The sequence below is a fragment of the Pseudomonas sp. GW821-FHT01C01 genome, from assembly GCF_059422645.1.
In genome coordinates, this window is sequence record NZ_JBWKXF010000088.1 from 1 (window position 1) to 12,970 (window position 12,970).

The 12,970-nt window shown below is 61.4% G+C and carries 10 protein-coding genes and 1 pseudogene; 4 read left to right on the top strand and 7 right to left on the bottom strand.

Features of this window, described 5'->3' with window-relative positions; genetic code table 11:
• Positions 1 to 181: 181 nt before the first annotated feature.
• The 7 genes from AC07XF_RS28140 to AC07XF_RS28170 form a co-directional block, all read right to left on the bottom strand.
• On the bottom strand, positions 182 to 1,621 hold the full coding sequence (locus AC07XF_RS28140) for an aminotransferase-like domain-containing protein (protein ID WP_495029120.1): 1,440 nt from the start codon (positions 1,619 to 1,621) through the stop codon (positions 182 to 184).
• Positions 1,622 to 2,015: 394 nt separating this feature from the next.
• Positions 2,016 to 2,720, bottom strand: a complete 705-nt coding sequence (locus AC07XF_RS28145) for a hypothetical protein (protein WP_495029121.1) — start codon at positions 2,718 to 2,720, stop codon at positions 2,016 to 2,018.
• 247 nt (positions 2,721 to 2,967) lie between these two features.
• Entirely contained in the window at positions 2,968 to 3,795 is an 828-nt protein-coding gene (locus AC07XF_RS28150; RefSeq protein WP_495029122.1) for an ABC transporter permease, read from the bottom strand.
• Positions 3,796 to 3,802: 7 nt separating this feature from the next.
• Positions 3,803 to 4,675 (bottom strand): ABC transporter permease, encoded by an 873-nt coding sequence (locus AC07XF_RS28155; RefSeq protein WP_495029123.1) that lies wholly within the window; start codon positions 4,673 to 4,675, stop codon positions 3,803 to 3,805.
• A 10-nt stretch (positions 4,676 to 4,685) separates the two neighbouring features.
• A complete protein-coding gene (locus AC07XF_RS28160) occupies positions 4,686 to 5,798 on the bottom strand; it encodes an ABC transporter substrate-binding protein (protein WP_495029124.1) in 1,113 nt (370 codons plus the stop codon).
• A gap of 91 nt (positions 5,799 to 5,889) precedes the next feature.
• Positions 5,890 to 6,981, bottom strand: coding sequence for an ABC transporter ATP-binding protein (locus AC07XF_RS28165; RefSeq protein ID WP_495029125.1), 1,092 nt, complete (start codon positions 6,979 to 6,981; stop codon positions 5,890 to 5,892).
• Between the two features lie 301 nt (positions 6,982 to 7,282).
• Entirely contained in the window at positions 7,283 to 8,188 is a 906-nt protein-coding gene (locus AC07XF_RS28170; RefSeq protein ID WP_495029126.1) for a LysR substrate-binding domain-containing protein, read from the bottom strand.
• A 279-nt stretch (positions 8,189 to 8,467) separates the two neighbouring features.
• Between AC07XF_RS28170 and AC07XF_RS28175 the strand changes: the two genes are divergently transcribed.
• The 4 genes and pseudogenes from AC07XF_RS28175 to AC07XF_RS28190 all read left to right on the top strand — a co-directional run.
• Positions 8,468 to 10,072 carry a 5-guanidino-2-oxopentanoate decarboxylase gene (locus AC07XF_RS28175; RefSeq protein WP_495029127.1) on the top strand — a complete coding sequence of 535 codons (1,605 nt, stop codon included), beginning with the start codon at positions 8,468 to 8,470 and terminating at the stop codon, positions 10,070 to 10,072.
• A 77-nt stretch (positions 10,073 to 10,149) separates the two neighbouring features.
• Positions 10,150 to 11,898: an amidohydrolase gene (locus tag AC07XF_RS28180; protein WP_495029128.1), complete on the top strand. Its 1,749-nt coding sequence runs from the start codon at positions 10,150 to 10,152 to the stop codon at positions 11,896 to 11,898.
• Positions 11,895 to 12,845 carry a CobW family GTP-binding protein gene (locus AC07XF_RS28185; RefSeq protein ID WP_495029129.1) on the top strand — a complete coding sequence of 317 codons (951 nt, stop codon included), beginning with the start codon at positions 11,895 to 11,897 and terminating at the stop codon, positions 12,843 to 12,845. The genes AC07XF_RS28180 and AC07XF_RS28185 overlap by 4 nt, the downstream gene beginning before the upstream one ends.
• Positions 12,842 to 12,970 (top strand): annotated as a pseudogene (locus AC07XF_RS28190) (class II aldolase/adducin family protein); the annotation flags it as partial. The gene AC07XF_RS28185 and the pseudogene AC07XF_RS28190, both read left to right, overlap by 4 nt.

A 12,970-nucleotide genomic window follows, 5' to 3' on the forward strand; every position in this document is an offset into this window, starting at 1 on the left:
AACCTCCAAGTTGGCGAAATCATATCGCCCTTAAGAGGTGTCCGGAATTATTAGGCCAGTTCAGCTTGCTCGCGAAAGCGCTACATCAGTCACATCAATGTTGAATGTGCTGACGCCTTCGCGAGCAAGCCCGCTCCCACAAGGGATTTTCGGTGAACACAATATTGGTGAATGACAACAATCAAATGTGGGAGCCCTGATTCTTGAGGATGCGCCCCAAGGTCTCTACAGCCTCATCAATCCGCGGCGTATACAGTGCGCCGCAGCCAATGCGCACAAAGTGATCGAAACGCTCGGTGTTGGAAAAGATATCCCCAGGGGAAATCTGGATGCCGATCTTCAGCGCCTCGTGAAAAAACGCCATGGATGAATACCGGCGAGGCAACTCCACCCATAACAGCGTGCCACCCTGCGGGTGGGTCACACTGGTGCCGATGGGGAAATAGCGGGTGATTGCCGCGCTCATCTGCGCGCGTTGCACGGTCAGGGTTTTCCTCAACCGGCGCAGGTAACGTTCGTAGGACGGTGTGCGCATGAATTCGCTGACCGCCAATTGCGATAACGCTTCGCAACTCCGGGACTGCGTATGCTTGAGCATCTCCACGCGGTCGTGCCATTTGCCGGCACTGATCCAGCCCAGGCGCATGCCCGGTGCCAGGGTTTTGTTCAGTGAGGCGCAATAAATCACATTGTCGGTACGGTCCCAGTGTTTGAGGGTGGATAACGGCTGCTCGGTGTCCACCAGGTCGCCGTAGGTGTCGTCCTCGATCAGCACGGTGTTGTGCTCGGCGCAGAGTTTCACCAGCCGTGCCTTGTTGGCGTCGGGCATGATGCTGCCCAGCGGATTTTGCAGGTTGGGAACCACGATCAATGCCTTGATCCGCTCGGGGCCTTGCAGCAGTCGTTGCAGGGCCTGCAGATTGAGCCCGGTATGGGCCGAGGCCGGGACTTCCAGCACCCGCAGGTTCAGGCTTTCGAGAATTTGCAGCAGGCCGTAGAACGTCGGCGACTCCACGGCCACGGTGTCGCCGGGGCGGGTGACCGCACGCAAGGCCAGGTTGATCGCTTCGGTGGCGCCGTTGGTGATCACGATCCGCTCGGAGGCCAGGTGGGTCTTGCTGGCCAGTGCCCGCCGGGCCAGGATGTTGCGCAATGCGCTGCTGCCGCAGGTCGTGCCCGCGGTGCCGAGCAGGCCTGCATCGTAGCGCAGGGATTTGATCATGTTGTCCTGCAAGGTCTTCAGCGGATAAAGCTCCGGCGCGCAGTAGGCACTGGCGAAATTGACCTTGATCGTCGCGCGCTGACTGGCCTTGAGCACCGCAGACACCTGTTGGTGAATGCCGACATAAGCGCTGGTATCCAGTGCTGGTGCCAAGGCCGTCGGGGTGGGTTTGGATGCGGTGTCGGGTTGGCGAATGTAGTTGCCGGAGCGTGGCCGGGCCTCTAGCACGCCATAGTCTTCCAACTCCCGGCACACCTGTACGGCGGTTGACAGGCTGACGGCGTGTTTTTCCATCATCAAGCGGATCGAGGGCAAGCGCTCACCGGTTTTCAAGGTGCCGCTGCGGATAGCGTCCAGGTAATGGTTGGCCAACTGGCGATACAAGGGGGTCGTGTTCATGATGACCTCGGCAGTTGCACCACTGAGGTCTGGGCTGGAAAGTGAGTTGACGCTCCCCGCAGGCGGACCCGTGGTGCTCATGGGTGAAGGGAAGTGTGGTTCTGCGTCGATACTGGAAGAGTAATCGCGGTTTTGCCCGAATCACGGGCAATAAAAAGCCCCGCACTGATGGCGGGGCTCTTGAGTCAGTCGCTGAGGACCTTGAGTCAGTCGTTGAGGACCTTGAGTCAGTCGTTGAGGACTCTGTGGCGAGGGAGCTTGCTCCCGCTTGAGTGCGCAGCACTCACAACAATCGGCAAGTGTTGTCAGATTGTTTGGGGCTGCTTCGCAGCCCAGCGCGAGCAAGCTCGCTCGCCACAGGCAGCCCTCTCACCACAGATCAGGGTGGGGCACCTTACTGCGCGGCGATGCTATAGCCGTCGAACGCAGTCTGCTGCTGCAGGGCGGTGATGATGTTCTTGCGGTTGACCGCTTGCTCGGCGCCGCTGTTGTCCAGGAACGTCTCGCTTTCCAGCTCCGCTTCGTCGCCTTCGCCAACGAAGGTGAAACCGAGGAATTCCAGGGCTTCACGGTCGACGCTCAGGCGCGAGCGCGGGGTGCGCAGCGGCAAGGTGACGCTGATGCCGTCCTTGCTGATGGTGAACACTTCGACTTCTTTCTTGGCCTTGGCGGCTTTGCTCTTGCCGCCGCTCGGGTTGCTGATGGCCTGGTGCGTCTGGTTCAGCACCTTCAGCGCCAGACCGTAGACGATCTCCTGAAAGGCCGGATCGTCCTTGAAGCTGGACAGGATGCGGCTGATCGGAAATTTGCTGCTCAGGTCTTCCAGGGCGGCGATGTCGGCGGCCTCGGCATCCTTGAGCTGCTTGAGTTCGCCCATCAGTTCGTAGGCTTTATCGTCGTCGAAGCTGTCGTGGGCCTGGCGGATCGCGGCGCGCAGTTCGCGGATCTGGTCGCTTTCGCGGGTGGACTGGAAAGCGTCCAGGACCATCTCGCTGATGGTTTTCGCCTGGGGCACGTGTTGTGAAAGATTGATGGAGTTTTCGTATTCCGCTTTGGACGACAAGGTGACTACGGATTCAGCGGTATTGGAATCGGACATTGAAATTTCACTACTTCTTTGAACTTGAATAGGGGCGAGAAAGCCCGGGGGCTTTTTCAGGCCGACTAATCTATTGGACCGGGGCGGTGTTGTCACGACCCAACAGGCCAACGGGCAAAATCACTGCACGCCCCCCTTGTAGGAGCTGGCTTGCCAGCGAAGGCGGCCTATCTGACACCTCGTGTCGCCCGGTTCGCCGGCAAGCCGGCTCCTACAGGTAATACTTACGTCAAAAGAAATGGGTGTTTTACCGGTGCTGCAGCTTCTGCGCGCGCTTGTCCGCCAGATGCTGAACCACCAACCGGCCGATCAATACCAGCAAGGTCAGGCTGATCAGCAACACCGAAATTGCCGCGACGCTCGGGTCGACGTTATCGCGCAAGCCGCTCCAAATGCGTTTGGGCAGGGTGTCGACGTTGACGCTGGTGATGAACAGCGTCACCGCCACTTCTTCCCAGGACAGGGCAAAACCCAGCAGGGCAGTGGAGGCCAGGCCCAGTTTCAGGTTTGGCAAAATCACCATGAACGTGGTCTGCATCAGGCTGGCACCGAGGTTGCGCGAGGCCAGTTCGATGCGCCGGTCAATCTGACTCAACGCAACCAACATGGTCACCACGCCGTACGGCACCACCATGATCACGTGGGCAATCACCACGCCGGTCAGGGTGTCGTAGCCCATGCCCGGCGCGAAGCGACCGAGTTTGGTTTCCATGAAGTACAACACCAGCGCGGAAATCACCGGCGGGATCGCCATCGGCAACAGTACCAGGCCAATCAGCGCCGTGGCCCATTTGGAGCGCATGTACCAGATGCCGAGGCTGAAACTCGCCGCCAGCAAGGTGGCGATGATGCTGGTGGCGAAGGCGATGGTCAGGCTCTGGCTGATGGCGTGGAACCAGTCAGGGTTGCTGACCAGCGCCTCATAGTGACGCAGCGACCAGTTGCCCTCGGGCATCGACAGGAAGCGTTTGCTGGTGAACGACACCGGAATGACCGTCAGCAGCGGGAACAGCATGAAGGCCATGGCGACGACGGCCAGCAGCCGGGTACTCAGGCTAGTGCGATGGGTATTCATAGTGATCTCAGCCTACCAGTCGGTTCACGCGGGTCATTTTCAACAGCACCCAGATCAGCGCGCTGACCAGGGCCAGCAACACCACGCTCAGTGCCGCCCCCAGGCCCCAGTTACTGGTCTGGAACATTTGCAGGAACACGTACTCGGCGATCATTACCGTTTGCCCGCCACCCAACAGCACCGGGGTGATGAAGAAGCCCAGGCAGAACACGAAGACCATGATGAACGCGCCCAGAATGCCCGGCAGGGTCTGCGGCAGCAGCACTTGCCAGAAGGTGCGCAAGGCACCGGCACCGAGGCCGCGCGAGGCCATGAGCACACGCTGATCCAGTTGGCGCATGGTCGACAGCAGCGGGAACACCGCATACGGGATCATCACGTGGAGCATGCCGATGACTACCCCGATTTCATTGCGGCTCAGTTGCAGCGGCTGATCGATCAGGCCCATGTCCATCAAACCGTTGTTGAGCACACCGTTGCTGCGCAAGGCGATCAACCAGCCGAAGGCCCGTACCAGCACCGAAATCCAGAACGGGATGAAGATGCAGATCTCCACCACCCGCTGCCAGAACGGCGGGCTGAACACCCAGCAGTAGGCCAGCAGATAACCGATCACCAAGGCCAGGCAACTGACCGTCATGCACAGGCGCAAGGTGCGCCAGAGCATCTCGTGGATCGCCGGGTCCGTGGCGATGCGCTGGTACTGCTCGATGCCCGGAGTGGGCAGCGAGAAACTCCAGCCGACCACACCGAGAAACGGCAGCACGTAGAAGACCAGCAGCAATACCGGCAGCGGTAACAGCAGCATGCTGCGCTCCAGCCCCGGCGAACTGAAGCGGGGCTTGGGGGTGGTCAGGGTTGAGGTCAGGGTCGTAGTCATGGTCAATGGCTCACTTGGACAACCGCGTCAGATACTCTTCCAGGGCTTTGGAGTAGTTGTCGGCGTACCACTGGGCATTGAGAGCGATCTGCTTTTTCAGGTTCTCTTCGGACGCGCAGTTGCCTTCCAGTTGCTTGGCCGACATCAGTTTTTCCGTGGCGCTGTTCGACGGCCCGTTGCCCAGCAATTCAAACAGTTTGAGCTGGCCTTCAGGCTGCAAGGCTTGCTGGATGAACTCCATGGCCGGTTGCGTGCCGCCCGGGTTGCCGTTCAGCACGGCCCAACTGCTTGAGTTGATGAAGCCGTTGTCGAAGCTCCAGCGCACGCGGTTGTCGGTGTCTTCGCTGAGCAGCTTGGCGCGGGTGTGCCAGATCGCGCCCACCGACACTTCGCCGTCGACCATCAATTGCTGGCTCTCGGCACCCGAGCTCCAGAACGACAGGACGTGAGGCTTGATCTCGTCGATCTTCTTCATCGCCCTCGGCACGTCCAGCGGGTACAACTGATCGGCCGGAACGCCGTCGGCCAGGAGCGCCGCTTCGAGCATCCCGTTCATCCATTTGTACAGCGTGCGCTTGCCGGGGAATTTCTTCACGTCCCAGAAATCGGCCCAGGTCTTCGGTCCGTTGTCGCCGAATTTTGCGCTGTCCCAGGCCATGACATAGCTGAACTGGTAGCTGGCAATACCGAAATCGGAGGAGAGCGCCGGGGCCACTTTATCGCGCTTGATCACGTTGTAATCCAGCGGCTGCAGGATCTTTTCCCGGCCCAGCACGATGGCGCTGTAGCTCTCGACGTCGACCACGTCCCAGCTCGGTTGACCGCTGGCCAGTTGCGAGCGGATCGCGCCTTCGGTCGGGCCGGCGCCGTCGATGCGCACCTGGATGCCGGTGTTCCTGGTGAAGGTATCGGTCCACGCCGAACGGAACGCATTGAGGGCATCGCCACCCCAGTTGACCACCACCAGCGGCTTGTCCGCCGACCAGCTGATGCCGCTGCGCAGCGCCAATGGCACCGCGGCCAGCAGGCCCATGGCCTGGATGAAGGTGCGACGGTTGATCTGACCGTCGCGGGCCTTTTCGATAAGCACTTCGATGCAGTCTTGTTGGTGATCCTGGCGCATGGGCAAGTCCTCAGGCGGCGGGTGTCTGCGTGGACACCGGCCTTTTTGTTGTCATTGGAAGAGAGCTTTGTGACGCAGTTTTTTTGGGGGTTCAGGCTTGTAGCAGGAAGCTTTGCTGCACCGGCCAGCTCAGCCACACCGGAGCGCCACTGGCCATCGACGCGCCCGGGTGATTGCCGGGTACGGACAGGTTGATCGGCAACGTATCGCCGCCGACCTTCAGCGCCAGATGGGTGCTGGAGCCTTGATAGACCTTGTCGGTGAGTTGTGCGGGCATCACGTTGTAGCCGTCCCGGGTCGGGCACTCGCTGTGCAGTTCCATGTGCTCGGGGCGCACGGCCAGCACGATCGGCGCCTGGCTCAGTGCGCTCGGGGCCTGGGCGTGTAATACGTTGGTGCCGCAACGGCCGCTGGCGGTCTGGCCGTTGCGGGTCAGGTTGTCCAGCGGGAACAGGTTCATCTTGCCCAGGAACTCGGCGACGAAACGACTCTCGGGGCGGTTGTAGATGTTTTCCGGGGTGTCGACCTGAGTCAGCTTGCCGTGGTTGAAGATCGCGATGCGCGATGACAGCGCCAACGCTTCGTTCTGGTCGTGGGTGACGAACACGAAACTGGTGCCGACCTGACGGTGGATGCGTTGCAGCTCGGTTTGCAGCTGTTCGCGCAGGTTCTTGTCCAGCGCCGAGAGTGGCTCGTCGAGCAACAGCAGTTCCGGCTCGAACACCAGCGCCCGGGCAATCGCCACGCGCTGCTGCTGACCACCGGACATCTCGGCGGGTTTCTTGTGCATGTGTGCACCGAGGCCGACCACTTCAAGGATGTGCTTGACCCGGCGATTGCGTTCTTCCGCCGCGACTTTGCGAATGCGCAGCGGGTAGGCCACGTTGTCGGCCACGCTCATGTGCGGGAACAGCGCATAACCCTGGAACACCATGCCGTAGTTCCGCTTCTCGGCGGAGCGCTTGATGATGTCTACGCCTTGTTCCATCAACTTGCCCGAGGTCGGGCTGAGGAAACCGGCAAGGATCATCAGCAAGGTGGTCTTGCCCGAGCCGGACGGACCCAGCAGGGTAAGAAATTCGCCTTGGCGAACGTCGAGATCGACGTTATCCAGCGCCGCGAAACGGCCGTAATACTGGCTGATACCTTGAGCGCTGAGCTGAATCGCTGAACGGCTGGACACTATGGAGTTCCTCTTTTTATTGCCCGTAAGACGTACGAGGACGGATGCGAATCCGAAACGGGCTTTGAGGCTTATTATTGTTAAAAATATTGCTACATCAATGGAATTATTTTGCTCGTATTGGTTAGTTTTATTGAACAAATTGGCCGGGGATTCCATGCAGCCCAGAGGCCCTGAAACAGAGCCTTCCCCTGTGGGAGCGGGCTTGCTCGCGAAGGCGGTGTGTCAGTCACCAATAAGGTTGAATGTGACGCCGCCTTCGCGAGCAAGCCCGCTCCCACAGGGGGATGTATTGCGAGTTTTAAAGGGTGTCCTGCCAGGTCTGGTGGGACGACTGCAGCTGCGTCTTGACCCAGTTGCTGAAGGCCTGGACCACCGCGCGCTCGGCTTTTTGTGGGTCGGCGACCAGGTAATAACCACGGTGCAGGTCGATGGTAATGTCGAAGGGACGCACCAGCAAACCCTTGGACAAGGCATCGCCGCTGATCAGGTTGTCGCCGATGGCGATGCCCTGGCCGGCAATGCAGGCGGACTGCGCGCAATGCGCATCGGAAAACAGAATGCCGCTCGTCGCGTTGACCCCTGAAGCACCGGCAGCGGTCAGCCACACGCGCCAGTCCGAGTAGTCGGTCATGTGCAGCAGCGGGTAGGCGCTGAGTTCCTGCGGGTTTTTCAGCCCGCTCAATGCGTTGATCAGACGCGGGCTGCACACCGGGAAAAAGCGCAGCGCCACAATCTCTTCAACGACCATTTCCGGCCAGTCGCCGATGCCGTAGGCAATGAACAGATCGGTGTTGGGGTTGTTGGTGTCGTCCGGTGTCCGCGGCGAGATCAACTGCAATTGCACCTGCGGGTACTGACGCAGGAATGCACCGATGTGGTGACACAACCAATAGGTGGCGAACCCCGGCGCGCAACTGACGCACAACCGGCCCGAAATCTCCTGATCGTCGATCAACTGCCCGGCGTCCAGCAGGTTCAACAAAATCCCGTGCACTTCCCGCGCATAGCGTTCGCCCTGATACGTCAGGCCGATGCCCCGGCCAATGCGCTCGGTCAGGGCGAAACCGACACATTCCTCAAGCTTGCTGATCTGGTGACTGATGGCGCTGCGGGTCAGGTTCAGTTCACGGGCTGCGATCGACACGCTGCCTGTGCGGGCAACCGCATCCAGCGCGCGAAGGGCTGTCATCGAAGGAAAACGCATAAATCATCCCGCTGAAAGTTGAAAGAAGCAGGCAAACGCTGAGCCCCTGTGGCGAGGGAGCTTGCTCCCGCTGGGGCGCGCAGCGGCCCCCACCATTGCGGTTGCTGCGCAACCGAGCGGGAGCAAGCTCCCTCGCCACAGGTTCACCGTTTGCTCTCGGTATGGTGACGTAAATCGAACAGTCAGGCCAAAAAAAATCGATTGTTGTATCGGTTGATTCAACAATACTAGCCCCATTCGTCGTTGGGCCACTGTGGCCCTTTATCCAGGAGGTGCTGCATGCCCCGTTGTGCCCAGGCGCTCGTTCAGTTGCTGGAAGGCTATGGCGTTGAAACCGTCTTCGGCATTCCCGGCGTGCACACCGTCGAGTTGTATCGCGGCTTGCACGGCAGCCGCCTGAAGCACGTCAGCCCGCGCCACGAACAGGGCGCCGGGTTCATGGCTGACGGTTATGCCCGGGCCAGCGGCAAGCCCGGGGTGTGCTTCATCATCAGCGGTCCCGGCATGACCAACATCATCACCGCCATGGGCCAGGCCTATGCGGATTCGGTGCCGATGCTGGTGATCTCCACCTGCAACCGTCGCGAACACCTGCGCCTGGGCCATGGTCACCTGCATGAACTGCCGGATCAGCGCGCGCTGGTCGCCGGGGTCTGCGCTTTCAGCCATACGTTGCAGCACCCGGCGCAATTGCCGGAAGTGCTGGCGCGGGCGTTTGCCTTGTTTGGCTGTACGCGGCCGCGGCCGGTGCACATCGAGATTCCGCTGGATGTGCTGGAAATGTCTGCCGAAGGTCTGGACCTGCGCCCGCGTCCGTTACCGGCAGCACCTGCCCCGGCGCCGGAAGCCATCGATGCTGCGGTGGCGCTGATCAGCAACGCGAAGCGTCCATTGATCCTCGCCGGTGGCGGGGCACGCCGGGCCGCTGAAGTCCTGACCGCGCTCGCCGAACGTCTTCAGGCCCCCGTGGCGTTGACCACCAACGGCCGTGGTTTGCTGGCTCCCGAACATCCTTTGCTGCTCGACGGTGTGCAGTCGTCGGCCCATGGTCGCGAACTGTTCGCCGAGGCCGACGTGGTGTTGGCTGTCGGCACCGAACTGGGGGAAACCGACTATGACTTTTTCGGCCTCGGTCCACTGGTGTTCAAGGCGCCGCTGATTCGTCTGGACATCGACCCGATGCAAGTGCTTGGCGTGCAAACCGCTACGGTCGGATTGCTCGGTGATGCCGGACAGGGCTTGCGTTCGCTGCTGGCGCGACTGCCACAACGTCAGGCTGTTGCCGGTTGGGCGGGCGAGCGGGTGAGCCGGGTCAACGCCATCGAACGGGCTGGCTGGAACGCGCAGCAGAACCACATGCAAGCCTTGCTCGATACGGTCCGTGATCACTTGCCGCAGCCGCTGATCGTCGGTGATTCGACTCAACCGGTTTACCAGGGCGCCCTCGGCTATCGCGCGCCAACCCCTGACAGTTGGTTCAATGCCGGCAGCGGCTACGGAACCCTCGGCTACGGTTTGCCCGCCGCTATCGGCGCCAAACTGGCCCGACCACTGCGCCCGGTGGTGGCGTTGGTCGGCGATGGTGGCTTGCAGTTTTCCAGCGCCGAACTGATCGCCGCCAAAGAGGCGGGCGTCGGCGTGATCCTGCTGCTGTGGAACAACAGCAGCTACGGCGAAATCCGCGACTACATGAATGCCAAGGCGGTGCCGTTGCTGGGGGTGGACATCCTCACGCCGGACTTCGCTGCGCTGGCGCAGAGCTGCCACGTTGCCCATCACCGGGTGAGTAATCTGCACGGTTTGCGCGAGCTGCTCGGGCAACTCGGCAACACCAGCCAACCGGTGATGATCGAGGTCGACGCCACAACGTTTCTGGCTGACTAAAACAACAATTTTTCAGGTCGCCGACACGTACAACGTCCGGCAGACCTTTCAATCTCCTGAACTCAAAGGTGGCTTACATGGCTGAGTCCGATAACTTTTCCTCTACCCATTCCGTGCAGGGGACCTACGCCGACCTGATCCTCGCTAACGGGCGTATCTACACCCAGGACCCGGCCAACCCGTGGGCCGAGGCCGTGGCCATCCGCGACGGCAAGTTGATCGGGGTCGCCAGCCTCGGCCAGATCGAGATGTACAAGGGGCCGAACACCCGCGTGCACGACCTGCAAGGCGCATTCTGCATGCCGGGCTTGCACGACATGCACACGCACCCCGACCTCGCGCTGGCGCCACGCTACGCCGATGACCTCGACGTCGGCATCGAAGACCCGACCCCGGAACAGCTGCGTGAAAGCATCCTCGCCTACGCCGACAGCCATCCCGGCGACGGCTGGATCTATGGCCAATATTGGGTGCGCTACACCTTCCGCGAGGCGGGTTTGACGCCGGGCCGCGAGTGGCTCGACAGCGTCATGCCGGACCGCCCGGTAGCACTGCTCGACCGCATGTGGGGCACCATGATGGTCAACTCCAAGGCCCTGGAACTGGCGGGCATCGACCGCCACACGTCCGACCCGCGCAACGGTTATTTCGAGCGTGACGAACTGACCGGCGAACCCACCGGCCTGATGATTGACGGCGCCTACGCGATGATCCACGCCGCCATGCCACCGACGCCGGTCAGCGTGTTGCGCCGCGCCTATCGCGATGGCGTGCACTTCCAGAGCTCGCGCGGCGTCACGGCGAGCAAATACGTGCACGTCTGCGAACAGCGTTTGCAAGCCTTGAAGGAACTGGACGACAGCGGCGAACTGACGGTGCGCATCGAAGCGGCGATCAGTTGGCAGGACGACATTTTCCCGGTGCGTCGTCGCTGGGAACTTCTGGCCGGCGAGCGTCACTACTACCGCAGCGCGCGCCTGAGTGCCAACGCGGTGAAGTTCCATTTCGACGGCACGGTCGAGCCGAAGTCTTCGTACCTGCTGACGCCATGGCCGCAGGAATCGAGCTGGCGCGGCAAGCTCAACCTGACCCCGGAACACATCACCGACATGGTGGTGGACATGGACCGCAAGGGCATCCGCGTGATCGCCCACTGCACCGGTGACGGCGCCTCCGACGTGTTCCTCGATGCCGTGGCCGAGGCCCGTCGTCGCAACGGTTTCAGCGGTGTGCGCCACCAGTGCGCCCACAGCACCTTGCTGCACCCCGGCAACCTGCCGCGCTTCAAGGAGCTGAATGTCATCGCCGAATTTTCCCCGGCCGCCTGGTACCCGACGCCGTTCGCCAGCGGCGCGCGTTCCGGTTACGGTCAGGAGCGACTCAAGCGCATCTACGACTTCAAAGGCGTACTCGCCGCCGGCGGCACAGCGGTGATGGGCACCGACTGGCCGGTGGCGTCCATCGACCCGTGGCTGGCGCTGGAAACCATGATCACCCGGCAGAACCCATGGAACGACGACCCGGCCTGCTTCGGTGACCCGATCAGCCTCGAACAGGCGCTGACCGTGATCACCAGCAACGGCGCCGTGGCCATGGGCCTGGAGCACAGCACCGGCAGCCTGCAAGTGGGCAAGTCGGCGGACCTGATCGTCATCGACCGCGATTTGTTCGCCGCACCGGCGCGCAACTACATTCACAAGACTCAGGTGCTGCTGACCTTCGTTGAAGGGCAACTGGTTTACGACCGCAATTCAACACTGGAAGCGGTCGGGCTCAAAGCCGTCTGGCAGGGCGAACCACCGGTGCTGGAGGGCAAGGCAGAATGACTTCCCCACGTATCGCTGTGACCGTGGTGTCGGGTTTTCTCGGCGCCGGTAAAACCACGCTACTCAACCGCATGGTGCGCCGTGCCGAAGGCAGTCGGCTGGCGGTGATCGTCAACGATTTCGGTGAGCTGAACATCGATGCGGCCATCGTTTCCGAAGTCACCGACGCTGTGTACAGCCTGCAAAACGGCTGCATCTGCTGCACCGTGCAGGAAGACCTGCTGGCGCAGCTCGCCAGCCTGGCGCAGCTTGAACCAAGGTTGGAGCGCATCGTCATCGAGTGCAGCGGTGTGTCCGATCCGCAGCGCATCGTGCAGACCCTGGCTTATCCACAGCTGCGCAGCCAGATGCAACTGGACATGGTCATCACCGTGGTCGACGCCACCCGTCATCTGCAACTTGATGGTGAGTACGCACGCCTGGCTCGGGCGCAGGTGGCGGCTGCCGACCTGTTGCTGTTGAACAAGACCGACCTGGTCGATGAATCACAGCTGCGAGCGCTGCGCGATGCATTGGGCGCCAGGACGCGTGTGCATGAAAGTGTGCAAGCCGAGTTGCCCGATGCGCTGTGGCTGGATACCGACCTGGACCTTGAGCCCCGGGCGCTGAAACCGCTGACGCGGGTTTCCGACGGCGATCACGGTGAGATGTTCAGCAGCTGGTTGTGGCAGAGCAACGCGGCCCTCGACGTCGAATGCTTGCGTGGCTGGTTGAAGGCACTGCCCAGCGATGTATTCCGGGTCAAAGGCTTGGTGCTGCTGTCGCCGGGCAGCACGGCGCACTGGCTGCAACATGTCGGCACCCGCAGTCAGTTTCTGCCGGCACTGGATGACGCCCGGGCCAACGCCACACGCCTGGTGTTCATCGCTCGTCGCGGCTTCGATGGCTGGGAGGCCTTGGGGCAAGGGCTGGAAGATTGCACTGTGAAAGAGGTCACCCTGGCATGACATCGACAGAGCAACGTCTGCGTGAAGAACTGGCGGCCTGTTACCGCTTGATTGCGCACTTTCGCATGACCGATTTGATCTTCACCCACATCTCGGTGCGCATTCCGGGGCCGGAGCATCACTTT